Genomic DNA, 23,731 nt, shown 5'->3' on the forward strand with positions numbered 1-23,731 from the left:
TCCATGCCCCGCCTTCCGGAAGGGCCCCGTCTGGAGCACCGGATGTCCAACCCCCTACCAACCCGGCCTGCCTACAGTAGAGATCGATCTTACAAATCACAGTCCTCATCCGGCAGCACCCGACCCGCACCGTTGCGGGATTCAGAACGGAGACCACCCATGACTGATGCCCGACCCACCCGTCGTACCTTCCTGAAACTGACTGCCGCGGCCGGTGCCGCCGCTGGAGCCGTGGTCGTGAGCGGTTCCGGCGCCGCGCAGACCGCCACCGACCCGGCCAGGGCGGGCGACCTGCTGCTCTACCAGGACGGCCCCAGCAAGGGCAAGCCCGTCAAGACGGCCGATCTGAAAGTCGGGGTGGCCGTGTGGGCGCTGGCTGTCGATCCCAAGACCAAGAAGCCGCGAGACGCGACCAAGGGCGGCGTGGTGCTCGTGAAACTGGCCAGCGGCAAGGTGCAGGCCAGCAGCCAGCCCAACGCCGCCGGCGACGTGGTGGCGTACTCCAGCATCTGCACCCACCAGGGCTGCCCCACGAAAGAGATCGGCACGCTGGGCATGGGCAAGGGTCACATCATCTGCACGTGCCACGGCAGCATCTTCGACGCCGGCGACAACGCGACGGTGCTCGGCGGGCCAGCGCCCAAGCGCCTGCCCGCCCTGCCGATCAAGGTCGACGCGACCGGTCAGGTCGTCGCGAAAGCCGGGTTCACCGGCAAGGTCGGCCCCAAGTAGCTCCACCCGCGTGACCCACGGCCCGGACGGTCCGGGTCGTTCGACCACTTCGACCGGCGCATGCCGGAGCGTAGGAGAGGAACATGAAGGGATCGCAGAAGGTCGGAATGATGGCTCGGCTGGGTGCACTGCTGGCGACCGGTGTGGTGCTGGGCGGCGCGGCGTCGGCGCAGATGAGCGCCTACACGGCGGTGACCGACGCCCGGCTGGCCGCGCCGGAAGCGTCGAACTGGCTGTCGACGCGCGGCAACCAGATGAACTGGGGCTACTCGGCCCTGGACAAGATCACCCCGGCGAACGTGTCGAAACTGCAGCCGGCCTGGGCATATTCCACCGGGCAGTCCGAGGGACACGAGGCCGCACCCATCGTGAACAACGGCATCATGTTCATCACGTCCCCCATGAACAAGCTGTTCGCACTCGACGCCACGACCGGCGTGATGCTGTGGAAATACGAGCGCGAACTCCCGGACGACATCACGTCGTGCTGCGACGTCGTGAACCGCGGCGTGGCCGTGTACGGGGACATGGTCTACATGGGCACGCTGGACGCCCACATGCTCGCCTTCAATGCGAAGACCGGCAAGATCGTCTGGGACCGCACCATCGAGGACTACAAGAAGCGCTACACGATCACGTCGGCTCCGCTGATCGCCAGTGGCCGCCTGGTCACCGGGGTTCACGGCGGCGAGTACGGCGTGCGCGGCTTCCTGGAGAGCATGGATCCCAAGACCGGCAAGAGCCAGTGGAAGTCCTACACCACCATGAAGGGCTCGTATCCCGACGGCAGTGAGGCGCAGGGCGGGGCTCCCACGTGGCTGACCGGCGCGTACGACGCGGCCAGCAAGACCATCTACTGGGGCACCGGGAATCCGAGCCCGTGGATGGATCCACGCCGCAAACCGACCGATGACCTGAAGTGGAGCTCGTCACTGATCGCCGTGGACGTGGCCACCGGCAAGATCAAGACCGGCTTCCAGTACTCACCGAACGACGCGTGGGACTACGACGGTGTGAACGAGCCGATCCTGATCGACACCATGGTGAACGGCAAGAGCACTAAGAGCATCGTCAGCGCACACCGCAACGGCTACCTGTACCGGTTCGACCGCACGAACGGTGGCGTGAAGTACGTGGGCGCGAACAAGTACGTGACCGTGACCGCGTACAAGGGGCTGGACAAGACCGGCCGTCCCATCTGGGATCCGCAGCACCGGCCGGATCTGGGCAAGCAGGTCAACGCGTGCCCCAGCTTCCTGGGGGGCAAGAACTGGCATCCGGCCGCGTACTCCCCCCAGACCAAGCTGGTGTACATCCCCTCGAACGAGTGGTGCATGACCATCAAGGGCGCCCAGACGAAGTACGCGGCCGGCGAGGCCTACGTCGGTGCCGAGTTCGAACTGAACGCCGTGCCGAACCTGAACTACGTCGGCAACCTCCAGGCCGTCGATCCTGCGACCGGCAAACAGGTCTGGAGCCAGACCTTCAAGGCCCCGCTGTGGGGCGGGGTGCTCACGACGGCCGGCGGCCTGGTCTTCACGGGCACCACGGCCGACCGCGACTTCGTGGCCTTCGACGCCAGGAGCGGCAAGAAACTGTGGTCGTTCAAGACGAACTCCGGGGTGATCGGCCAGCCGATCAGCTACAGCGTGAACGGCAAGCAGTATGTGGCCGTGTTCAGCGGCTACGGCGGCGCGATCCCGCTGTGGGCCGGCCCAATGGCCCAGCTGACCAAGGACACGCCCCGCGGCGGCGTGCTGTGGGTCTTCGCCTTCAACTGACCCTGACGATTCCCCGGACTGGCAGGAACGGCGTGCGCGGGTGGAGGAGGACTCCACGGGCGCACGCCCCGTGCATTCGGGATCTGCATACTGGAGAGAGATGACACGCGCTATCACGGGCCTCGTGCTCCTGTCGCTCACCGGCGTGGGCGCGGCGCAGCAGGATCCCAACTCACCGACCAGTACCACCGGTCTCCTGCGCAGCAGCAGCGCCATGACGTTCTGCCTCGATCAGCAGAATCCCATCTGGAAGTTCGAGCAGGACATGGCAATGGCCGTGGCCCGCTCACTGGGCCGCAAGGCGGAATTCTATCTCCACCGCACACCGCTGCCGAACCTCGATACCCCGGCGCAGCCGCTCGACCGCACCGAACTGATGCGGCTGTTCGCGCACCGCTGCGACATCTACCCCGGCCTGGTGGGGAGCACCACCCCGGCGTTCGACTATCCGGCCGATGAGCAGATGTATGCCACGCGGCCCTACCTCAAGGTCAGCTACCTGTTCGCGAGTCGCGACAGGGCCGTGACGAATCTGGCGACGCTCCCGAAAACCCTTCCCATCAGCATGGAACGCAATGGGCTGCCCGCATACCTGATGTACACGACGCGGCGCGGTCAGTTCACGGATCGGCCTGTGAATACGGCCGGGCGGCTGGTCAGCGACCTGAGTACCGGCACGTCGAAGGTCGGGATGGTCTTCGCGTCTCAGCTGTATGGCCGCGTGCCCAGCCTGGACAAGGTCGGCCTGAGTGCCCGGCCGGTGGTCGGCCTGCCGAACATGACGTGGTATGTCATCTACGGCCTGCGCCGCGACCGCCCGAGCCTGCGCGCACAGGTGGACGGCGCGATCACCCGCCTGATCCAGCGCGGCGAGGTGCAGAAGCTGCTCGCCAAACACGGCCTGAACCGCCCCGGCATCACCCCGGCCTCGGTGGCGGATCGCCGGCCTCAGTCCGAGAGCTTCAAGGACGACGACTGACGGTGGGTGCGGCCAAAGTCATCGACATCCAGGGCGTGCAGCACACCTACGGGGACGTGCAGGCCCTGCGCGGCGTGTCGCTGCGGGTGCCGCGTGGCAGTTTCTTTGCGCTGCTCGGCCCGAACGGCGCGGGCAAGAGCACCCTGGTGTCGCTGATGAGCACCTTGCTGCCGCTCCAGACCGGCAGCCTGGACATCGCGGGCCTGGACGTCCGGCGACATGCGGCGGCCGTGCGGCGGCGGCTGGGGCTGGTGTTCCAGGAACCCAGCCTGGACGAGCGGCTGACCGTGCTGGAGAACCTCGACTTTCACGGCCGCATCTACGGCCTGGGGGGCCGGGAGCGCCAGCAGCGGGCCGAACACGTGCTGGACGTGGTCGAACTGGGCGAGTGGCAGAACGCCACGGCCCGTATCCTCTCGCGCGGCATGAAGCGCCGGCTGGAGATCGCGCGGGGGGTCATGCATGACCCGGATCTGCTGATCCTGGACGAGCCGACGACCGGGCTGGATGTGCAGAGCCGCCGCGCCGTGTGGCGGTACCTGCAGGCACTCCGGCGCGAGACGGGCGTGTCCCTCCTGCTGACCACACACCAGATCGAGGAGGCCGAGGACGCGGATCTGGTCGCCATCATCGACCGGGGCGAGGTGCTGGCCTTCGGCACGCCCCAGGAGCTGCGCGCCGGCCTGGGTGGCATGGTCGTCACGCTGCGCGGCGTGCCCGATGACCTGCGCGCCGGCCTGACCGTGGGCGTGCCCGACGCGGTCGTCGAGGAGCAGGGCGACACGCTGCGCCTGCGCGTGGCCGATCCCGCTCCGGTGCTCGCCCGCCTGGCGCCGGATCTGCCGCGTCTCTCGGGCCTGAGCGTGCAGGCGGCCAGCCTGGAGGACGTCTTCCTGAGCCTGACCGGCCGGGCACTGCGCGAGGAGCGGCCGTCGGTGGCCGCGCCCCACGCCTCCCCCACCGACGGCCGGGGATTCCGTTGACGCGCCGGGAGTTCCAGGGCCGGACGACCGGCGCCCGGTACTACGCCGCGTGCCTGTATGCGATCTGGTCGCGCGAGGTCAAACGCAGCGTCCGCGAGAGCGGGCAGCTGGTGGGCGCGTTCTCCCGGCCACTGCTGTGGGTGATCATCTTCGGGGTGGGCCTGACCCCCTACTTCCGCACAGGGCTGCGCGAGACGACCTTCGTGGTGCCGTTCACCTACATGCAGTACATCTTTCCTGCCGTCGTGGTGCTGAACATCCTGTACCCCAGCATCCAGTCGGCGGTCAGCCTGATCTACGACCGGCAGTTCGGGTTCTTCCGCGAGGTCTTCGCGTCGCCGGTGCCGCGCAGCGCCGTGTTCTTCGGGAAACTGCTGGGCGGCGCGACGGTCGCCACGCTGCAGGGCGGGCTGGTGCTCCTGCTGGGGCCGTATGTGGACGTGCCGATCCCGCCGTCGATCCTGCCGGGCGTGCTGGGCACCATGTTCCTGGTGTCGCTGTCGTTCACGGCGGTGGGGCTGCTGATCGCGGGCCGTCTGAAGTCCTTCGAGGGCTTCGGGGTGTTCTCCAACGCGCTGATCCTGCCGCTGTACTTCCTGGCGAGCAGCGTCTTCCCGCTCGATCCCAGCCTGAGCGTGCAGCAGCAGCAGCAGGTGTTCCCGCCGTGGCTGGTGCTGCTGGTGCGCGCCAATCCCCTGACCTACGCGATTGACCTGCTGCGGCACTTCATCATCGACTACCACGAACATCCCCTGGGGCTGGACGTGGCGGTGGTGGTCACGCTGGCGGTGGTGGCGTGCACGCTGTCATACCGGGAGTTCCGGCGGTGAGCCGCCCGCCGGCCCCGCCCCCCGTGCGCCGGCGCTGGCGGCCATCCGGCAGCACGGTGTTCATCGTGCTGGGGGTGCTGTCATACCTCGCGCTGCGCGAGCTCCCGCCGGACAACTCGCTGGCGCGGGTGAAGGCGGCGGGCGTGCTCAACGTGTGTCTCCCGTCCACGTTGCCACCCTTCGTGAGCAGCGATGGGAGCGCGGCGACCGGCACCGAGGCGGCCATGATCGAGCGGGTGGCCCGGCGGATCGGGGTACCGGTCGGCTGGAACGTCCAGGCCGCGTGGGGCACGTCGCCCGATCCTGTCGACTGGGGCGTGCGGCCGGAGTCGTGCGACATGCTCGCCGGGGGGATCGTCAGCACCGCCGAGACGCAGGGACTGATGCAGGTGCTGCCGTACACGCGCAGCGGCTGGGCCCAGCTCACGACCACGGCCACCCCCCGTCACCTGGCCGTGCTGACGAACCACTGGGGCCTCGCGGCCGACGACGCCTTCGGGTGGGCCGACACCCGCGATCTCGACTTTGTGGCCGTCGCGTCGGCCCAGGAAGCGCTCACTGCGCTGCAGTCCGGCGAACGCGACAGCGTGCTGGGGCTGGCCGCCGAGGTGGCCTGGCTCCGGGATCGGCTGCCGGGCAGTACCGTGCGGACGGTGGACGACCTGCCGGTGCAGACGCTGGCCCTGGGCATGTGGAAGAACAACATCACCCTGAAGCGGGTCGTGACGGCCGAACTGAAGCTTCACAGCAGATTTCAGGGATATTGAGGGTTGCCCTCAATGTCTCTGAAACGAGTGGAGCGAGTTGCTGACAGGGCACCGGTCGGAAGTGGAGCCCTGGGGCATTTCCTGAGCCCCTGGGCGGAACTGGAAACCGCAGTCAGACGCCGCGACGTTGAACGCTCTGCAGCCCTGCCGCCGGCGAGGGTTGAGCGGCGATCCGTGAAGGGTTCATCTGGTCAAGACAGTTGCCGGTGCCACGGCCCGAATTTATGTAAGGTGTACACTCGGTGAAAGCTGGGATGTCATCCCGGCGGATTTCTGCGGGCGGTGACCACTCCCACCTCTGCTCGTGAATCTGTTCACAGGAGATACCGAATGAAGACCCTGATTCTTGGTGCCGGCTACGCGGGCCTCGCCGTGGCTACGAAACTGAAACCCACGCCCGATATGGATACCCTGCTCATCGAGCAGAACGCCTACCACACCTTCGAGACCCGACTGCACGAGGCGGCGGCGCACAACACCCGCGTGACCCTGCCGCTCGCGCCCCTGCTGCGCGGTACCGGTGTGAGCCTGGAACAGGCCCAGGTCGAGGGCGTGAATCTCGACGAGAAGGAAGTCACCCTGAAGGACGGCCGTGTCCTCACGTACGACACCCTGGTCGTCGGTCTGGGCAGCGTAACCAACTTCTACCGGATTCCCGGCCTGTCCGAGAATGCCACCGAACTCAAGCAGCTCAGCGACGCCGACGAGATCTTCAACTTCGTGAACCGGGCCTACAGCAGCGATTACCGGGGCAACCGCGACATCGTCGTGGGCGGCGCGGGCCTGACCGGCGTGGAACTGGTCACGGAGCTGGCCCAGCGGGCAGCCCTGCTGACCAAGGAACGCGGCCTGCCCCCCTTCAAGATCCACCTCGTCGAGGCCGGGCCGAAGATCCTCCCCGTGCTGGACGACGCCCTGCGCGGCAAGGCCATGCGGACGCTGGAGGACTACGGCATCAACGTGCTGGTCGGCCACCGTCTCATGCAGGCCACCGCCGACAGCGTGACCGTGCAGCAGGCTGACGGCACGCAGATCGTGATTCCCGCCGGAAAGATCATCTGGACCGGCGGGATCCAGGCCCGCGACATCGTGTCCGGCCAGAACATCGAGAAGGGACCGGGCGGGCGTATCGTCGTGGACGAGTACCTGCGCGTCAAGAACTACTCCGACGTGTTCGTGGTCGGTGACATGGGCCTCGCGCTGAACCAGGAGGGCAAGCCCGTGCCCACCACCGCCCAGCACGCCGGGCAGCAGGGCCGCCTGACCGGCAAGAACCTCATGCGCCTGTCGCGCGGCGAGGACATGGAAGCGTACGAGCCCACCACCCTGGGCGAGTTCGTGAGCCTTGGCGGCCTGATGGCGGTCGGGTGGATGAAACTCCCGTGGAACCAGAAGCTCGCCATGACCGGCGGCCTCGCCCACGTCATGAAGCGCGCCTCCGAGTGGCGCTGGCGCGCCAGCATCGACTGAAGTTCACACCATCCTGGGGCCGGAGCTGACCGCTCCGGCCCTTTCTGTCATGGCTCCAGCCACGGGAAGCCCCACGGCTCGCGCCGCGCCCGCTCCCGGATCACCGCCGTGTCGTGGACACGCAACGGCAGCGGGAAGTCCGTCGGGGCGACCGGCACGGCCAGCAGGGGCCGTACCGCGACCGGAGAAATCCAGTGCGCCTCCTGCACCTCGCCCAGTCCGGGGTGGCAGTAGGGCGGTGACGGTTCGAAGCCCGCGGCATCCAGCGCGTAGACCGTGCCGGGGGCGAGCAGGGCTCGGCCGTCGGTGTGCCCCGACCCGTCCATGCCCACGGACATGAAGTAGCGCATGGCCGACCAGCCGTCGCCGACCCGCTGGCGCAGGCCCATGTCCATCAGGCCGGTCACGCGGGGGCCGCGCAGGGCGTACATCATGGCCCACACGCCGTCGGAGGTCGCGTACACGCCGATGCGGTTGCTGAAGTCGTCCGGCTGCCCGTAGTCCTTGACCTGCGGTTCGAGTTGTGTGAGCCCGCCGTCGCGCGAGCCGTGCAACAGCACCCCCTGGGCCTCCAGCCAGCGCAGGAAGCGCCAGCGGGGCACCTCCGGGGGCACGCGGGTCGGATCGCGGGCCTCCCAGGCGTCGGCGTACGTGTCCGCCTCGATCTCGGTCAGGAGGCACGCGGGGCATTCCAGCATCCAGGGCAGCACAAGGCATGATGGCCCAGAACAGCGGCGGAGCATGCCCTTACTACCCAGACAGACTGGGCTTGACAAACACCCAACCCAGACAGACTATGTAGACAGACATAGCTATGCAGGGGCGGCAACCGCGCGGGACGCCACTCGGCCGACGCCCCACCCCTCTAACCCCGGAGGCCCCATGAACCCCGACCTGCTGCGCGGCAACCTCGACCTGATCCTCCTGACCATCCTCGAACACCAGCCCCTCTACGGCTTCGCCATCATCCAGGCCGCGAAGGAGCGCACCGGGGGCTACTTCGACTTCAAGGAGGGCAGCCTGTATCCCGCCCTGCACCGGCTGGAGGGCGAGGGCCTGCTCGGCGCGCTGATCGGCGAGCCCGGCCGCAACGGAAAACCGCGCAAGTACTACGCGATCACCGACCGGGGCCGCGAGGCGCTGAGCGCCAAACGCCAGGAATTCGCCGCGTTCACCGGGGCCGTCCACCAGCTCGGCGGGAACGGCGCATGACCACGTCCGCCGCGACCGCGCCCCGCGCCCTGACCACGTACCTGCGCCGCGCCACGTGGGGCCTCCCGCCCGCCCGGCAGCAGGAACTGTGGGACGAACTCGAAGAACACGTCCTCACGCGCACCGACCACCTGACCCTCACCGGCCTCTCCCCCACCCAGGCCATGACCCAGGCGATCCACGAACTGGGCCCCCCCACCCGCGTGACCCTGGGCATGGCGAAGGTCTACACCATGCCAAAACTCCTGCTTGCCGCCGGAACCCTCGCCCTTGCCGTCAGCGCCGGACTGTACGCGCTGGCGGGAGGTGGCGGGCCGACAATAACGCTGCCAGTGTTCAACGGCAAATTGCCCAAGCCGTCCTGTGTGACAGGAACAGTACCTTCTGCAGATTCTGTTGATATCATCAGCAGCGGTAAGGAAGACGGCATCACCTGCTACATCGTCAAGAATCAGCCGACAGACCCCATTCTTTACTCTGAACCAAGAACATATGTCAGCGAACAGACTGCCATCTCTCTCGCGAAAGCCTTGAACTTGTCGGCCACTGTCGGCAGCGATGGATTCATCAGAGTTTTCAAGTCAGACGGCCGCGAACACATGACTTGGCGAACCGACGGCGTGAAGGATGGAGCTCGATACTTTTCCATAGGGCTCATCACGAGACTGATCAGGCTGAACTCGTCGGTCAGCCTCTCGGGCTATGACACTCCATCGATCCGCACGTCCAAAGCGACCTACGCCCTCGGTCACATCTCCGGACACGACCTTTATCAGGACGTCGCATTCGATTTCCTCAATCAGGTCAGTCCGGCCTCAGAGACCCAGTTTGGCGGAGTGGCCCAGTACACCCATCGGATAAGAACGTCATTGCCCACAGGCGAGGTGGTGATGCTCCTGACCCAACGGAAGAAGCAGTACACCGCTGACTATGCGCCGGTAGGTGAGAATGGCGTGGTCACGATCAAGTCCTACTCACCGCACGTCTCTTTCACAGCTGACCCCAGCGTCATCAGTCAGGCACCACGAGACGGCGTGTTCAAAGCCATTCTCGTCCGGGTGTCCAACCTTCCCCTCGATAACCTCAAATCCGGCATCTTCGTCCCGGCTCAGGCCACCTCCGACGCCCGCTAGATACCGTCCTCGCCGCGCCCGGCCCATTCTTCCAGTAGGTACTGGAGTCTGGTCTGGGCGTTGTCCTGGCTGCCGTACACGCTGCGGAGCAGCTCTCCGCCGGGCGCGAACGCGAACCAGTGCGGCGTGCCCTCGATGTGCCACGCGCGGGCGATCCCGCCGTCCAGATCGAGGGCGACGGGGAACGGGAGTTTCGCGTAGTCGGCGGCGAACTTCACGAGGGTGGGCACGACGCCTTCCCGTGGCAGCAGCCGGTGGCCCAGGCTGGTGTGCAGGGCCAACAGGGTTACGGCATCGCCAAATTCGGCGTGCAGGCGCTTGAGGAAGGGAATCCCGCGTGAGACGCACCCGGGGCATTCGAGGTTGAAGACCATGACGAGGCCCGGCCGTGTCCACGTGGCGGGCGGGGGGACGGGGTCGCCGTGCACGAAGTCGGGGGGCGGGGGCCAGTCCATACCCCGTAGCGTACGCGGGCCGTATCCTGGGCGGCATGAAGCGTTCCCTGATGGTGCTGACCGCGCTGGTGTGCTCGTCCGTGTCGCTGGCGGCGACGGTGGCGGAGGTGAAGAAGAAGGGTGTGCTGGTGCTGGGCACCGACCCGACGTTCGCGCCGTTCGAGTTCAAGGGCCCGGACGGTACCGTCCAGGGCTTCGACATCGACATCGCGCGGGCGGTGGCGAAGGATCTGGGCGTGCGGCTGGAGATCCGCGCGGTGGGGTTCGGGGCGCTGATGCCGCAGGCGGTGACGTCCGGGCGGGTGGACATGGCCATGAGCGGGATCACGATCACGGCGGAGCGGGCGAAGGTGGTGGCGTTCAGCGCGCCGTACTACCGCTCGGCGCAGGTGTTCATCGTGCGCGGCGGGAATCCCGGGAAGTTCGCGTGGCCGGCGGACGTGAAGGGCAAGGTCGTGGGCGTGCAGGCGAACACGACCGGGCAGTTCGTGGCGGATGAGGTGCTGAAGCCCAAGGGCGCGACCCTGAAGGCCTACGACGACTTCGCGGCGGGGCTGGCGGACGTGCGCGCGGGCCGGATCGCGGCGCTGGTGGGCGACGCGCCGACGGTGGCCGACCTGAAGAAGCGCCTGCCGGGGCAGTTCGCGCAGGCGGGGGCCGATCTGGCGGCCGAGGACTACGGCATGGTGTTCGCGAGGGGCAGCGATCTGGCCGCCGCCGCGAACCGGACGCTGGCGCGCATGAAGGCGGACGGCTCGTACCAGGCGCTGCTGAACAAGTGGATCGTGCAGAAGTAACGGTGGGCGGGAACGGCCGATGACCCTCCTGTTGATCGTGGTGCTGGCGGTCACGGCGTTCGTGCTGCTCCGGTACTTCCGTCCGGGCGATGGACAGCGCGTGGTGGGTCGGCCGCTGGGCGAGGAGGCCCGGTGGGAGGAGCGGATCCTGCTCATGACGCGCGGCAACCGGGGGGCGCTGGAGCGGGCGGTGACGGCCCGGCGGCGGCGACACCCGGAGAAGTCGCGGCTGGAGCTGCTGAAGCTGGTGCACGACGAGTACGTGAAGGATCGCGAGTAGGCCACGGATGGGCGAGCTGCTCACGGGCTTCCAGACCATCCTTTCCGGCGAGTACCCGCGGCTGCTGCTGTCCGGGCTGGGGCTCACGCTGGCGGTGAGCGCGTGCGCGCTGGTGGTGTCGGTGGTGGTGGGCACGGCGCTGGGCGCGGTGCGGGTGCTGCGCGTGCCGGTGCTGGGCGCGCTGGGGAACGCCTATGTCGAGGTGGTGCGTGGCATCCCGCTGATCGTGCTGCTGTCCGTCGTGTACTACGGCCTGCCGGCGCTGGGGCTCACGCTGGAGGGCTTCCCGGCGGCGGTGCTGGCGCTGGGCCTGTACTCGGCCGCGTACACGAGCGAGATCGTGCGGGGCGGCCTGACCAGCGTGCCGGCCGGGCAGACGGAGGCGGCCCGCAGCCTGGGCCTGAGCCGCGCGCAGGCGCTGCGCTTCGTCGTGCTGCCGCAGGCGTGGCGGGTGGCGCTGCCCGCGCTGGGGAACGAGTTCGTGTCGCTGATCCTGGGGAGCTCCCTGGCGAGCGCGGTGACGCTCCAGGAGCTGTTCAGCCAGGGGCGGTACATCACGAACGCCACGTACCGGCAGTTCGAGGTGTACGCGGTGCTGGCCGTGGTGTACTTCTTCCTGACCTTCACGCTGACGCGCGGCGTGCGGGCCCTGGAGCGCCGACTGGGGCGCGGGCAGACGCTGCCGGATCGCCGGGTGGTCTAGCGCCTCGGCCATTCGGCGCAGGTGTCGCCCCCCACGCGGCGGGTACAGTCCGGGCATGCCGTTCACGCTGGTGTCCACGCTGCCGCGCCTGCGCGCCGTGTACGCCGTGCCGCGCGGCCCCGCACGCTTTCAGGCGTACATTGACGCCGTCGTGGGCGGCGCGCAGGCGACCGCCGACGTGGCCGTGCCACCCCTGGTCGCCGCGAACCCCATGGCGCGGGGGGACGCCGCCGCCGTCCTGGACGCGTGGCTGGCCCTCGACGCCGAGGGGGTGGCCGCGGACGTGCTGCGCGAGGCGGCGGCGGAACTGGACGCGCCGCCCACTCCGGTGCGCGTGGGCCTGACGCTGCTGGACGACGAGGGGGGCGGCTGGACGGATCGGCTCGTGAACGACGCCGCCCGGTTCCGTGCCGGCCACACGCTGGCGCAGACCGGGTGGGTCAGCGTGCCGCTGTGGACGTCCGAGCCGCCGTCGCTGGCCGCCCTGCGCGGGTCGGTGCGCGAGGCCGCGTGGCGGGCGGTGCACGTGGCGCGGACGGGCGATCCCCGGACGCTGCGCGCCATGCTATCGCAGGAGGGCCGGGCCGCCGCCTTCGCGGGCCGCCTCCCCACCCTGGACGCGGACGACCTGGCGTACACGCGCGCGGTCATCGCGCCGCACCTGGGCAGCGACCACCAGCCGCTCACCCTCGCCGCGTTCTACGGCGATCCGGGCGCGCGGGCGTGGGGGTACGCGCCGCTGGGCCTGAGTCCGTGGGCGGGCCGGGACGTGGGACTCGACGACGCGCGGCGGGCGGAGGAATGGAGGTGAGGCCCTGGACGGCGGGCCGATCTCGTACCCCTCCGGTCGACCGCGCTTGGGCCGCCGATGTCCACAGGACGCCCGCTCCGCCGACCGTCGGCTGCCCTACTCTGGGATCGTGACGTCCCCTGCGCCCTTCTGGCCCGCGTTCTGGCGCGGCTTCCGCGTGATGGTGCCGCTGTGGCCGGGCATGGTGCCGTTCGCGGTGGCGTACGCGGTCACGGCGCGCGGGGCGGGCCTGGGCGTGTGGGAGACGCAGCTGATGAGCCTGACGGTCTTCGCGGGGGCCAGCCAGTTCGCGGCGGCGGGCCTGTTCGCGGCGGGGGCGGCCGGGCTGGGAATCGTGTTGACGACGTTCCTTCTGAACGCCCGGCACGTGCTGTACGGCCTGAGCCTCGCGCAGACGCTGCCCCTCTCGGCACGGCAGCGCCTCGTGGCGGCGCAGTTCCTGACGGACGAGGCGTACGGCATGAGCACCGTGCACGGCCCGCGCGATCCCGGCGGATTGACCTTCGCGTTCCTGCTGGGCACGGAACTCAGCCTGTACGCGGTGTGGAACGCCAGCACGCTGCTGGGCGCGCTGGCGGGGCAGGTGCTGCCGGATCCGGCGGCACTGGGGGTGGGCGTGATTTTCCCGCTGGCGTTCCTGATGCTGCTCGTGCCGCTGGTGGTCTCGCGGACGGCGCTGGTGGTGACGGTCGCGTCGGGGCTGGCGGCGTGGGGGCTGTCGCGGGTGCTGCCGGGCGGACTGGTGATCCTGGGGGCGGGCGTGGGCGGCGCGCTGCTGGGCGCGTGGCTGACCACCCGGCGGAGCGCAGCGTGAGCCCCCTGCTGGTGATCGCGCTCATGTGGGCGGTGACGTACCCGGTGCGCTGGCTGGGACTGCAGCTGGGCGGCGCGGCGCTGCCGCCGTTCTGGCTGGCGTTCCTGCGCTTCGTGCCGGTCAGCGTGTTCGCGGCGCTGGTCGTGCCGGAGGTGCTGGGCAGCCCCGAGTGGGCCCGGCGGCTGGTGGGCGCGCTGGCGGGCGCGGCGCTGATGTGGCGCACGCAGAACCTCGCGGCGGGCATCCTGGGGGGCTTCGCGGCGTACTGGGCGGCGCGCGTGCTGGGCGTGTGACGCCATCCCCCGCTCCGCCACCGGTTCACGACGGGCAAGGCCGGTGGGATGAGCACGTTGGGGCGGCGCACTCACGTCCACGCGCTATGCTGGGCGGCGCATGACGGCCACCCCACCCCCTGCCACCAGGATCGACGGGAAGTATGAGGTTCTGCGCGAGGTGTCGCGCGACGGGAACGTCACCCTGTCCGAGGTGCGTGCGGCCGAGGGTGTGACGCGGACGGTCGCGTGGTTCAGCATTTCGTCTCCGGCGGGCCGGCACGTGTTCCACACCTACCGGGCCGTGCTCCGGGCCCTGAGTCCGGCCGGCCTGACCGACGTGGTGGCGCGGCCCGGCGCGTACTACACCGTCTGGCAGACCCTGGCCGGCTCGCCGCTGGACGCCTTCGTGGCCCAGGGGGGCAAGAAGCCGGTCGAGGCCGTCGAGGCGGTGCGCACACTCGCCGGGCGACTCGCCGAACATGGCTACGCCCTGACGGACGCCGACATCGTTGTGGACGGACACGCCGCGCGGGTCGCGTACCTGCGCGCCCTGGACAGCCCCCGCTCTGCGGAGGAGGTCGACTCCCTGAATGCACCGACCCTGACGGCACTGAACGGAGGACGGGTGCGGCGTCGGCGGCAGCCGGGCGCGTGGCTGACCTTCCTTCCGGGCCTGCTGTTCCTGGGCGGAGCAGGATACCTGGGAGCACAGGCAGCCCAGACGTTCCTGAACCCACCGGTGCGCGAGGTCGTGGACGTGTCGGGCACCGACGCCAAGGCCGCCGCCGCCAGACTGAGCGCGCTGGGCTTCCGTGTGCAGTACGACTATGGACAGGCAGGGGGCCGCACCATCGGTTCGATCATCCGCCAGGATCCGCCGGCCGGCACCAACCTGCCGCTGGGCCGCCTGGTCACGCTGACGGTGAACAACCCGCCCGCCATCGAGGTGCCGCGCCTGGAGGAGATGAACGTCGCCCAGGCGCGGGACGCCCTGAAGGACCGCGCGATGGTGCTCGGCAAGGTCGTGCGGGTGGACGGCACGCTGTCCAACACCCCGGAGGGCCGGATCGTGGCGCAGCTCCCGGAGGCCGGTTCGTCGGCCCAGCGCGGCCAGCTGGTGCAGGTCATGGTGAGCACCGGGATCTCCGGCAAGGAGACGTGGCTGCCGCTCCTGACGGGCCTCACGGCCGAGCAGGCCAAGCAGCACGCGCGGGCGGCCGGCCTGGTCGTCACGCAGGTGCGCGAGCAGCCCAGCGAGAAGCAGCCGGGCACCGTGATCGACCAGACCCCCGCCGCCTTCGTGCGGGTCGAGGCCGGCGGGCCGGTCGTCCTGACGGTCGCGGTCGCCCGCTACAGCGCCCCCAGTCGACCGGCCGACAGCCTGCCCCTGCCCCCGGTGTACGTGCCGGTCACGCCGGTGCAGCCGGAACCCGCCCAGCCTGAGGCCCCGGCTCCGGAAGTCGCGCCCACGCCGGACACCACGCCCGCCGACGGCACCGACACTCCGGTCACGCCAGAATCGATTCCTGCGACCCCCGGCACCGCCACGCCGGAGCCCGAGACGCCTGCCGCCGGCGACACCGCGGCCGGATCACGCAACGTCACCTTCCGCTACACCTTCCCGGCCGACCTGGCCGACGGGTCGTACTCGGTCGTCGTGCGGGACGACAGCGGCGAGCGCGAGATCATGCCGGCCGCCGACGCCGGTGCGCTCCGCGGCCTCGCGGCGACCAGCGCCAGCACCAGCGTGAGTGGCGACGCCGTGTTCATCATCCGCCGGGACGGCACGGACTTCGCCACCGTGACCCCCTGAGTCCCCGATGATCTACCTCGACTACGCGGCCACACACCCCATGCGGCCCGACGCGCTGGCGGCCTACGCCCAGGCCGCCGCGCTGCCGGGTAATCCCGCCAGTGTCCACGCGGCCGGGCAGGCGGCCCGCGAGCGGCTGGAGGAGGGCCGGGCCCGCGTGGCCGCCGCCTTCCACGTCGATCCCCGCACCGTGATCGCCAACAGCGGCGGCACCGAGGGCGACAACCACGTCCTGCTGGGCGTCACGCGGGCGTGGCAGGAGCAGCATGGCCGCCCCGGCCACCTGATCACGACGCCGACCGAGCACTCCGCCGTGCTGGCTCCGGCCCGCTGGCTCCAGAGCCACGGGTGGGCGGTGACCTTCCTGACACCGGACGTGCACGGCCGCTACGATCCCGAACAGCTGCGGGACACGCTGCAGGCCGACACGGCGCTGGTGTCCATCCACCACGCCAACAACGAGCTGGGCACGGTGCAGGACACGGCCACCCTGACCGGGCTCGCGGCGGCACGGGGCGTGCCGTACCACGTGGATGCCGTGCAGGCACCCGGCGTGCTGTCGGTCGATCTGCCCGGCTGGGGCGTGACCTACGCGACCTTCAGCGCCCACAAGTGGGGCGGGCCACGCGGCGTGGGGTTCCTGTATGTCCGGCGCGGCGAGACGCTGCCGCCGGTGACGCTGGGGGGTGGTCAGGAGGGGGGCGTCCGCCCCGGCACCCAGGACACGGCAGGCGTGTATGCGGCGGGTGTGGCCCTCACGCACGCGGAGGCCGAGCGGACTGCCACCCACGCGCACCTGATGGCCCTGCGTGACCACTTCGTGCAGGCGGTCTCCTCCATTCCAGGCGTGACCCTCAACCACGCCCCGGACGGCAGCCCCAAGGTCGTGAACCTGACCATCCCCGGCGCGGACGGCGAGGCCCTGCTGATGAACCTGGACATGCTGGGGGTCGCCGCCAGCGCGGGCAGCGCGTGCAGCGCGGGCACCATGCAGCCCAGCCACGTCCTGACCGCGATTGGCCTCAGCGAGCCGGATGCCCGGTCGTCGCTGCGCTTCAGCTTCGGGGCGGCGACCACGGCGACCGAGGTGGAGACGGCGGCGCGGGCACTGGCCCAGGCCGCTCAGTGGAGCCGGAGCTAGGGCGAGCCGTACACCCGCGTGTCCAGTCCGGGAAACGCCGCCTCCAGCTCCCGTGCCAGCGTCCGCAGCCCCCACAGTTCCGTGCGCCGGTGTCCCAGGGCCACGACGCCGATCCCGGCAGCGCGCGCCGCCGGCACCGCTGACGGCCGGAGCTGGCCGGTCAGGTAGACGTCCGCCCCCAGGCCAGCGACGTGCCCGACCAGCGCCGGAGTCATGGCGTTCATCACGGCGACCCGGCGGATGGTCTCGCTCTGCGGTGCTATCGACGAGTCCTCGCCGCCGAGTTCGGCGTGCAGGGCGGCCCGCAGTTCCTCCCACGCGGACTGCGGCGGCCGGGCCACGATACCGACCACCCGGCCCTCCCACGCGACCTCCCCGACATCCTGCCAGCCCAGCGCCGCGGCCAGCCGCCGGTTCGGGCCGGTGGTCAGGTGGAGGTCGAAGCCGTCGTGGGCACCCAGGATGCCCAAGCCGGGCCAGTGGCCGTCCACGTGGCGGGAACGGTGCACGAAGGCGGCGTCGGCGTCCAGATCATCCGGGAGGTCGCGCGGTTCGAGGGCCAGGGCCAGCCGGGTCACGTCCTCCGGGCCACCGCGTTTCAGGGTGCCGGTCTCGCCCAGCGTGACGGTCAGCCACGCCGCGAGTCCGGTCAGGGTGGCGGAAGTCACGGGGTCGTCCAGACGTGCACCGTGACGGGGGGCTGGTCGGTGGCGATCAGTTCATCCGGCCCTGGCACCTCGTACCAGCTGACCCACTCGTCGAGTTCCTCGCGGGTCACGGCGAAGGTATCGGGCGGGCGCTGGCGGTTGCGGTGGTCGAGCCGCTCCCACAGCACCTCGATGGGCACCTGCAGCACGTGCAGTTCGAAGGCTGCGCCCAGGGCCGCCGCGCGGGCACGGAACAGGTCGCGCTCCTCACGGGCCCAGCAGCCATAGTCGAGGATCACGTCCACTCCCAGGGTCAGGGCGCGGGCTGCCACACCCCACAGCAGGTCGGCTTCGAGCACCCACCGCTTCCCGCCGGATTCTCCTGCGCCGAACAGCGGATTCATCCACTCGTCCGGAGTCAGGCGCAGGGCAGCGTGCTGGGCCTCCAGCTGCCGGGCCAGCGTGGTCTTGCCTGCGCCCGGCAGACCCGTCAGCAGATGCACCGTGCCGACTGCCGCAGGGCGCCGCACGCCCCCGTCAACCATGAAGACCCCCGGCACATGCAGCAGGGCAGCCGGGCGTAGGGTGAGCCATGGCGCTGATCAACGTGGGCATGCTGCTCCTGGTCGCCGTGCTGGTCGGGTGGATTCCGGTTCTGGGGCCGCTGCTGATCGGCTGGCTGGCGGGCCGCGCCGCGCCGGGTGCGCGGGGCGTGCTGTATGTCCTGCCGGCGCTGGCCGCCCAGACGCTGGGCCTGCTCGCGGTGCGCTGGCTGGCACAGACCGTGAACAGCTCCGGGCTGGAGGGGGGCCTGTGGACGGCGGTGGCGTGGTTCGGCAGTCCACTGTCGGCCGCCGTGGGCCGGCCGCTGGGCGAGCTGATCAGCGCCAGCACCGTGGCCGGGTTCGTGGCCGTGTATACCCTGCCGGTGCTGCCCGGCCTGCTGCTGGGCAGCGTCACGGCCGGGACACGCCGGCGGCTGTAGCCGCCGGATCCTTCGTCAGCTGAACTGCGCCAGCACACCTTCCAGCCGCTCCTTCTGGGCACCGAAGTCGGCCACGCGGCGCTTCTCCTCCTCGATCACCTCGGCGGGGGCGCGGGCGACGAACCCCTCGTTGCTCAGCTTGCCCTGCGCCTGCTTGATCTGCTTGTCGAACTCGGCGAGGCGCTTGCGCTGCTTGCCCAGCCAGTCGGCGATGTCCACGGTGCCCTCCAGCGGGGCGCGAACCGTTACACCCTGCTCGACCAGGGTCAGGGTGCGGCCCTCCAGGGTGGGCACGAGGTTCACGCGGGCGATGGCGGTCACGACCGGAGCGTTGTCGTGGACAGTACCCGCCAGATCGCCCTCGACCAGCACATCCAGACGATCCTGCGGGCTCAGGCCCAGCTCGCTCTTGAGGCTGCGGGCGGCGGCCACGGCGGCGCGCAGGGCATCGAAGGCGCGGGTGGCCTCGGCGTCGTGGAGTTCCGGGCGCTGAACGGGCCAGGTATGCACGGCCAGCTGCTGCCGGTGCCCCAGAGAGGCGTAGATCTCGCTGGTCACGAAGGGCATGAAGGGGTGCAGCAGTTTCAGGATGTGCTCCAGCACGGCCTTCAGGGTCGCCATGGTGCCCAGGTTGCCGGCGCTCAGGGCCGGTTTGGCGGCCTCGATGTACCAGTCGCAGAACTCGTCCCACGTGAAGGCGTACAGGGCGCGGATGGCCGCCCCCAGGTCGTAGGCGTCCAGATGCGCGGTGGCCTCGGCGGTCACGGCGTTCAAGCGCGAGATGATCCAGCGGTCGGCCAGCCCCAGATCCGGGCGCTCCCTGAGCGCTGCCAGGATGTCGCGGCTGCGGGGCAGGGTGCCGGTGGGGGTCTCAGACGCGGCCCGGACATAGCGGGTCAGGTCGTCGGTGCCGGTCAGGGCGGCCGTGCCCTCAGCCAGACGCATGCGGGCGAAGCGGGCAGCGTTCCACAGCTTGTTGGCGAAGTTGCGGCCCTGCTCGAAGCGCCGGGGATCGTGCCGGATGTCCTGCCCACCGGTCGAGAGGAACGCGAAGGCGAAGCGGCACGCGTCCACCCCGTACTGGTCGAACAGGTTCAGGGGATCGATGCCGTTGCCCTTGCTCTTGGACATCTTCTGGCCCTTTTCGTCGAGGTACAGGCCGTGCAGCATGACCGTGCTGAAGGGAGCCTGACCGGTCAGGCCGTAGCCGGCCATCTGCATGCGGGCCACCCAGAAGAACAGGATGTCGTAGCCGGTCACGAGCACCTGGGTCGGATAGAACTTGCGGAAGTCCTCGCTGTCGGTGTCCGGCCAGCCCAGGGTCGAGAAAGGCCACAGGTTGCTGGAGAACCACGTGTCGAACACGTCGGGGTCGCGGCGCAGACTCAGGTGCGCGTAGCGGGGATCCTGATCGCAGTCCAGATCGGGATTCTCGGGATCCGGCACGTAGATGTTGCCCTGGTCGTCGTACCACGCCGGAATCTGGTGCCCCCACCACAGCTGGCGGCTGATGTTCCAGTCCCGGATGTTCTCCAGCCAGTCGCGGTTCACCTTGCCGTAGCGCTCGGGCGTGAGCTGGATCTCACCGCTGTCCAGGCCGTCCAGCACCTGCTGCGCGAAGGGCTTCATGTGAACGAACCACTGGGTCGAGATGATCGGCTCGACCGGCACCTTGGTGCGCTCGCTCAGGCCGATGGCGGTGTCGTGATCCTTCTCCTCGATCAGGACGCCGGACTCGGTCAGGGCCCTGACCACAGCCTTGCGGGCTGCGAAGCGTTCCATGCCCCGGAAGGCCTCGGGCACGAGGTCGCCCGTCAGGTTTCCGGTCAGATCGATCACGCTGGGCCGCGCGAGGCCGTGGCGCTCCCCGATCTCAAAGTCGGTGGGATCGTGGGCCGGCGTGATCTTCAGCGCCCCCACACCGAATTCCATCTCGACCGCCTCGTCTGCGATGATCGGCACGTAGCGCTCCGTCAGGGGAATACGGGCCTCCTGGCCGATCAGGTGGGCGAAGCGCGGGTCGGCCGGATGCACGGCGATCGCCTGATCCGCGAAGATCGTCTCGGGGCGCACCGTGGCGATCCGGATCTCGCCGGGCTCGCCGTTGCTGGCCGCCGCCTGAGGGTCGCGCAGTTTGTACGACAGCGTGGTCATCTTGCCCTTGCGCACCTCGCGGTCGATCTCCAGCTCGCTCAGGGTGGTCTGGGCCGCCACATCCCAGTTCACGATGCGCTCGCCCCGGTACGCGGCCCCGTCGTGGTACAGCTTCACGAACTGGGCACGCACGGCGCGGCTCAGGCCCTCGTCCATGGTGAAGCGCTCGCGGGTCCAGTCGGCGCTCACGCCCAGGCGCGACAGCTGGTTCAGGATCATGCCGCCGGATTCGGCCTTCCACTCCCACACGTGATCCAGGAACTTCTCGCGCCCCAGGTCGTGACGGCTCACGCCCTGCTCGCGCAGCTGCCGCTCCACGACCACCTGCGTGCTGATCCCGGCGTGGTCCATGCCCGGCAGGTACAGCGCCTCGAAGCCCGCCATGCGCTTGTAGCGGATCAGCGTGTCGATCAGGGTGTTGTCCAGCGCATGCCCCAGGTGCAGGTTCCCCGTGACGTTCGGCGGCGGGATCACGATGGTGAAGGGCTCCCGGCCACTCGTGGCGTCGGCGCGGAAGGGCTCGTCGCGCCAGCGGGCCGCCCACTTCGGCTCGATGGCCTGCGGGTCGAAGGCCTTGCCCAGAGCAGAATCGGACGCGGGCGACATGTCGGCGGACAGGGTGGGATCGGTCATGCGCGGAACTCCTGAGATGAGAGGGATGGCGGTGAGCTGGTCGGATCGGGGCTGAGCCCGGGCAGGGCGGCGTCCATCTCCCAGTCGAGGGCGGGGGCCCAGCGGAAGGCGAAGGCATACCCGTCGGCGTGGTGTGTCCAGATGTCCGGCGTGGAGGCCGGGGACTCACAGGCAACGGCGTGGCCGACCTGCTGGGTCAACCGCTCCGGAAGCTGCGACTCCCATCGGTACGAGACGAGGTGACGGGGGGCGGACAGAACCAGCCCGGACTCCTCGAAGAGTTCCCGAACCGCAGCGTGGCGTGGCGTCTCCCCCACCTCGACGCCGCCGGCCGGAACCTGCACGCCGGCATCGGTGACGTCGGCATCCTCAAAGACCAGCAGAGATTGTCCCCGGACGACGAAGCACAGCACCTTGTCGCGCAGGGCACGTGCGGCCGCGTCAGCGCGGGCCTGGGTCTGGGTTGGGTAGAACGTGACCATGCGGCGACCTCCCCTGGTTCCGGCGGCACGGCGAAACGCCCGCCCTCCGGATCGCTCCGTCTGCGGACGAGACCGTGAGTCCCGTGGTACCACCGCTCTTCCCCACTGCATGTGGAGCACTCGACATGCGCTGTGTCGGGCGCACCCGGACGGCTCTACACTCCTCCACGCCCTCCTGGCGGAGTTCTGCCGTCATGCTCGCGGGTGACGTTCGCCGGTGGCCTTCCGGCCGGGGCTCTCAGTCGCGGCCTCGGCTTCCTGTCGGTGCCCGCCGGGTACTCTTCCCGGTCACTGCACCGTGGAGTATACGGCGGCGCTGTGGCAGGTGCATGTGGCGGGCCGCTGGACAGGTCACACGGGCGGATCGGCGGCGGGCTCCATGACCTCGTAGCGGTACAGCAGCGGTTTCTTGAGCAGGCCGCGCGGCACGGCGACCGTGGCGTGCAGGTACGGCACCCCGGTCACGGTGACGCTCCCGGCGAACTCGCTCAGGTCGCCACCCAGACGGACGCCCCGGTCGAGCAGTTCCAGCGTGCCCTCGGCCCGGCCCAGCACGTCGTACGGGTGCTCGATCAGGCGGGTGAGCTTCACCGGGCGGCCACCCAGGCTGCGCAGGGGATTGGCCGCGCTCGCGAAGGTGGCGCGCACCTCGCCCGCGATGCGCTCGCACGTCACCTTCACGCTCAGGGCGTACTCCCCGATGGGAAACTGCACCTCGCGGATCAGGGTCACGCCGTCACCCTCGGCCTCGCGGAACGCGGCGAGCAGGGCCTCCCGCCGGTTGCGCAGCAGGGTCACGGGCGCGGCGCCGGCCATCCCCTTCGCGCCCCGCTGCATGGGGAACTCGCCCCGGCTGATGAAGCGTTCGGCTTGCAGCAGCGTCTCCTCGCGCGACCTGAAGGTGCGGTGCAGCACGTTCTGGTACGGTGCCCACGCGTGGTGCTCGCGCTGGAGCCAGTCGACCCACAGGTCGTAGCGGTCATGGAAGCGCCAGCTGGAATGCGGAGCGGCGACGGGGGCCGGGCGGGCCGGCTCGTCCCGTCCGTTGAAACCGTCTTCCCTGCCGCTGGGTCTGGTGATGGCGCTCATGAGTCCTCCGGATGCGTGATGGTCGTCAGGTGGGCGGCCAGCCTGAGATGGTGCGGTGTTCGCAGTCTATCAGGAAACGACGTGCCAGACGCTCAGGACTGAGGACTCGTGTCGGGGATGGCCCACCACACGGCAACCCACCCGAGCCGCGGGACATCAGACCTGTTCAATCAGGCCGGCCGTCAGGAAGGGGCGCAGGGTCTCCAGCACGGCGCGGGGCGCCTCGCCGCTGCGTTCAAGCATCACCTGGATGTTCTCGTTGTTCTCCAGCAGGCTCAGGGCCCGGTACTGCGTGCGGCTGACCGGCTGGGCCTCGGTCCAGCGGTCGGTGAAGCGCAGGCTGCGCGTCCAGTCTGGGAAGGTGCGCAGGGACGCCGTCCAGCCGTCACTCTCCTCGATCATGCGGCGCAGCGCCGAGTCCCGCCGCAGATTCAGGGTCCGCTCGGGGGGCTGCACGTCCGGCTCGAACGTGAACAGCCCGGCATCCAGGCTGGAGAGCAGCTGGAGCGCCGCCTCGCCCTTCAGCACACTGGTCGCGGCGTGAACCACGTCCCCCCGGTCGATCCAGAGCTGACCACCACGGGGATGATCCACACTGAACCGCCCGACACGTCCGCTGGCCAGCAGCATCTGCATGACAGACAGAAACGGGAAGACGGACAGATCACCGCGAACCATACGCCCGGAGTGTAGTGCGTGCACCCTGACGAAAGCCTTTCGGAATGGGGGCAGGCAGCGCCACACCTCCCCAGGAACGTGGCAGCA

26 protein-coding genes are annotated in these 23,731 nt (G+C 69.7%); 18 read left to right on the forward strand and 8 right to left on the reverse strand.

Features of this window, described 5'->3' with window-relative positions; translation table 11 throughout:
• Positions 1-159 precede the first annotated feature (159 nt).
• The 7 genes from U2P90_RS12010 to U2P90_RS12040 all read left to right on the forward strand — a co-directional run bounded on the left by U2P90_RS12010 (position 160) and on the right by U2P90_RS12040 (position 7,542).
• Complete coding sequence (locus U2P90_RS12010; RefSeq protein WP_295820414.1) at positions 160-732, forward strand: ubiquinol-cytochrome c reductase iron-sulfur subunit; 573 nt, start codon at positions 160-162, stop codon at positions 730-732.
• 83 nt (positions 733-815) lie between these two features.
• Positions 816-2,513, forward strand: a complete 1,698-nt coding sequence (locus U2P90_RS12015) for a PQQ-dependent dehydrogenase, methanol/ethanol family (RefSeq protein WP_322472301.1) — start codon at positions 816-818, stop codon at positions 2,511-2,513.
• A 100-nt stretch (positions 2,514-2,613) separates the two neighbouring features.
• Positions 2,614-3,492, forward strand: coding sequence for a hypothetical protein (locus tag U2P90_RS12020; protein ID WP_322472302.1), 879 nt, complete (start codon positions 2,614-2,616; stop codon positions 3,490-3,492).
• A 2-nt stretch (positions 3,493-3,494) separates the two neighbouring features.
• Positions 3,495-4,475: an ABC transporter ATP-binding protein gene (locus U2P90_RS12025; protein ID WP_322472303.1), complete on the forward strand. Its 981-nt coding sequence runs from the start codon at positions 3,495-3,497 to the stop codon at positions 4,473-4,475.
• Positions 4,472-5,305: an ABC transporter permease gene (locus U2P90_RS12030; protein ID WP_295820405.1), complete on the forward strand. Its 834-nt coding sequence runs from the start codon at positions 4,472-4,474 to the stop codon at positions 5,303-5,305. The genes U2P90_RS12025 and U2P90_RS12030 overlap by 4 nt, the downstream gene beginning before the upstream one ends.
• The gene (locus U2P90_RS12035) at positions 5,302-6,072 is read left to right on the forward strand and encodes a substrate-binding periplasmic protein (protein ID WP_322472304.1); all 771 of its coding nucleotides are present in this window, start codon (positions 5,302-5,304) and stop codon (positions 6,070-6,072) included. Before U2P90_RS12030 ends, U2P90_RS12035 begins: the two co-directional genes overlap by 4 nt.
• A gap of 330 nt (positions 6,073-6,402) precedes the next feature.
• Positions 6,403-7,542: an NAD(P)/FAD-dependent oxidoreductase gene (locus U2P90_RS12040; protein ID WP_322472305.1), complete on the forward strand. Its 1,140-nt coding sequence runs from the start codon at positions 6,403-6,405 to the stop codon at positions 7,540-7,542.
• Positions 7,543-7,589: 47 nt separating this feature from the next.
• Here U2P90_RS12040 and U2P90_RS12045 read toward each other — a convergent pair whose 3' ends face one another.
• Positions 7,590-8,252, reverse strand: a complete 663-nt coding sequence (locus U2P90_RS12045; RefSeq protein WP_322472306.1) for a hypothetical protein — start codon at positions 8,250-8,252, stop codon at positions 7,590-7,592.
• 172 nt (positions 8,253-8,424) lie between these two features.
• Between U2P90_RS12045 and U2P90_RS12050 the strand changes: the two genes are divergently transcribed.
• The gene (locus U2P90_RS12050) at positions 8,425-8,754 is read left to right on the forward strand and encodes a PadR family transcriptional regulator (protein WP_322472307.1); all 330 of its coding nucleotides are present in this window, start codon (positions 8,425-8,427) and stop codon (positions 8,752-8,754) included.
• Positions 8,751-9,887, forward strand: coding sequence for a permease prefix domain 1-containing protein (locus U2P90_RS12055; RefSeq protein WP_322472308.1), 1,137 nt, complete (start codon positions 8,751-8,753; stop codon positions 9,885-9,887). Before U2P90_RS12050 ends, U2P90_RS12055 begins: the two co-directional genes overlap by 4 nt.
• On the opposite strand, the gene U2P90_RS12060 is transcribed toward U2P90_RS12055, so the two are convergent.
• A complete protein-coding gene (locus U2P90_RS12060) occupies positions 9,884-10,342 on the reverse strand; it encodes a peroxiredoxin family protein (RefSeq protein WP_322472309.1) in 459 nt (152 codons plus the stop codon). The two genes, U2P90_RS12055 and U2P90_RS12060, sit on opposite strands and share 4 nt — an antisense overlap.
• Before the next feature lie 35 nt (positions 10,343-10,377).
• Between U2P90_RS12060 and U2P90_RS12065 the strand changes: the two genes are divergently transcribed.
• The 8 genes from U2P90_RS12065 to U2P90_RS12100 all read left to right on the forward strand — a co-directional run bounded on the left by U2P90_RS12065 (position 10,378) and on the right by U2P90_RS12100 (position 16,976).
• Positions 10,378-11,139 carry an ABC transporter substrate-binding protein gene (locus U2P90_RS12065; protein WP_322472310.1) on the forward strand — a complete coding sequence of 254 codons (762 nt, stop codon included), beginning with the start codon at positions 10,378-10,380 and terminating at the stop codon, positions 11,137-11,139.
• A 19-nt stretch (positions 11,140-11,158) separates the two neighbouring features.
• Complete coding sequence (locus U2P90_RS12070; RefSeq protein ID WP_322472311.1) at positions 11,159-11,419, forward strand: hypothetical protein; 261 nt, start codon at positions 11,159-11,161, stop codon at positions 11,417-11,419.
• Between the two features lie 7 nt (positions 11,420-11,426).
• Complete coding sequence (locus U2P90_RS12075; protein WP_322472312.1) at positions 11,427-12,122, forward strand: amino acid ABC transporter permease; 696 nt, start codon at positions 11,427-11,429, stop codon at positions 12,120-12,122.
• A 55-nt stretch (positions 12,123-12,177) separates the two neighbouring features.
• Positions 12,178-12,933, forward strand: a complete 756-nt coding sequence (locus U2P90_RS12080) for a hypothetical protein (RefSeq protein ID WP_322472313.1) — start codon at positions 12,178-12,180, stop codon at positions 12,931-12,933.
• A gap of 160 nt (positions 12,934-13,093) precedes the next feature.
• Complete coding sequence (locus U2P90_RS12085) at positions 13,094-13,747, forward strand: AzlC family ABC transporter permease (RefSeq protein WP_322474694.1); 654 nt, start codon at positions 13,094-13,096, stop codon at positions 13,745-13,747.
• The gene (locus U2P90_RS12090; RefSeq protein ID WP_322472314.1) at positions 13,744-14,040 is read left to right on the forward strand and encodes an AzlD domain-containing protein; all 297 of its coding nucleotides are present in this window, start codon (positions 13,744-13,746) and stop codon (positions 14,038-14,040) included. Before U2P90_RS12085 ends, U2P90_RS12090 begins: the two co-directional genes overlap by 4 nt.
• Positions 14,041-14,140: 100 nt before the next feature.
• A complete protein-coding gene (locus tag U2P90_RS12095; protein ID WP_322472315.1) occupies positions 14,141-15,835 on the forward strand; it encodes a PASTA domain-containing protein in 1,695 nt (564 codons plus the stop codon).
• 7 nt (positions 15,836-15,842) lie between these two features.
• Positions 15,843-16,976, forward strand: a complete 1,134-nt coding sequence (locus U2P90_RS12100) for a cysteine desulfurase family protein (RefSeq protein WP_322472316.1) — start codon at positions 15,843-15,845, stop codon at positions 16,974-16,976.
• Here the strand turns inward: U2P90_RS12100 and U2P90_RS12105 are convergent.
• Together U2P90_RS12105 and U2P90_RS12110 are read right to left on the reverse strand one after the other, a co-directional pair.
• The gene (locus U2P90_RS12105; protein ID WP_322472317.1) at positions 16,973-17,644 is read right to left on the reverse strand and encodes a Nif3-like dinuclear metal center hexameric protein; all 672 of its coding nucleotides are present in this window, start codon (positions 17,642-17,644) and stop codon (positions 16,973-16,975) included. The genes U2P90_RS12100 and U2P90_RS12105 overlap by 4 nt on opposite strands.
• Positions 17,641-18,153: an AAA family ATPase gene (locus U2P90_RS12110; RefSeq protein ID WP_322472318.1), complete on the reverse strand. Its 513-nt coding sequence runs from the start codon at positions 18,151-18,153 to the stop codon at positions 17,641-17,643. The genes U2P90_RS12105 and U2P90_RS12110 overlap by 4 nt, the downstream gene beginning before the upstream one ends.
• Positions 18,154-18,215: 62 nt before the next feature.
• Here U2P90_RS12110 and U2P90_RS12115 point away from each other — a divergent pair, with 62 nt between their 5' ends.
• Positions 18,216-18,608 carry a hypothetical protein gene (locus U2P90_RS12115; RefSeq protein WP_322472319.1) on the forward strand — a complete coding sequence of 131 codons (393 nt, stop codon included), beginning with the start codon at positions 18,216-18,218 and terminating at the stop codon, positions 18,606-18,608.
• A gap of 15 nt (positions 18,609-18,623) precedes the next feature.
• Here U2P90_RS12115 and U2P90_RS12120 read toward each other — a convergent pair whose 3' ends face one another.
• From U2P90_RS12120 to U2P90_RS12135, 4 genes are all read right to left on the reverse strand, one after another.
• Complete coding sequence (locus U2P90_RS12120) at positions 18,624-21,395, reverse strand: valine--tRNA ligase (protein ID WP_322472320.1); 2,772 nt, start codon at positions 21,393-21,395, stop codon at positions 18,624-18,626.
• Complete coding sequence (locus tag U2P90_RS12125) at positions 21,392-21,877, reverse strand: NUDIX domain-containing protein (protein WP_322472321.1); 486 nt, start codon at positions 21,875-21,877, stop codon at positions 21,392-21,394. The genes U2P90_RS12120 and U2P90_RS12125 overlap by 4 nt, the downstream gene beginning before the upstream one ends.
• Before the next feature lie 351 nt (positions 21,878-22,228).
• Positions 22,229-22,966: a hypothetical protein gene (locus tag U2P90_RS12130; RefSeq protein ID WP_322472322.1), complete on the reverse strand. Its 738-nt coding sequence runs from the start codon at positions 22,964-22,966 to the stop codon at positions 22,229-22,231.
• A gap of 156 nt (positions 22,967-23,122) precedes the next feature.
• Positions 23,123-23,644 carry a DUF4388 domain-containing protein gene (locus U2P90_RS12135; protein ID WP_295818457.1) on the reverse strand — a complete coding sequence of 174 codons (522 nt, stop codon included), beginning with the start codon at positions 23,642-23,644 and terminating at the stop codon, positions 23,123-23,125.
• Positions 23,645-23,731 lie beyond the last annotated feature (87 nt).

The sequence above is a fragment of the Deinococcus sp. AB2017081 genome, from assembly GCF_034440735.1.
GTDB classification, from domain to species: domain Bacteria; phylum Deinococcota; class Deinococci; order Deinococcales; family Deinococcaceae; genus Deinococcus; species Deinococcus rufus.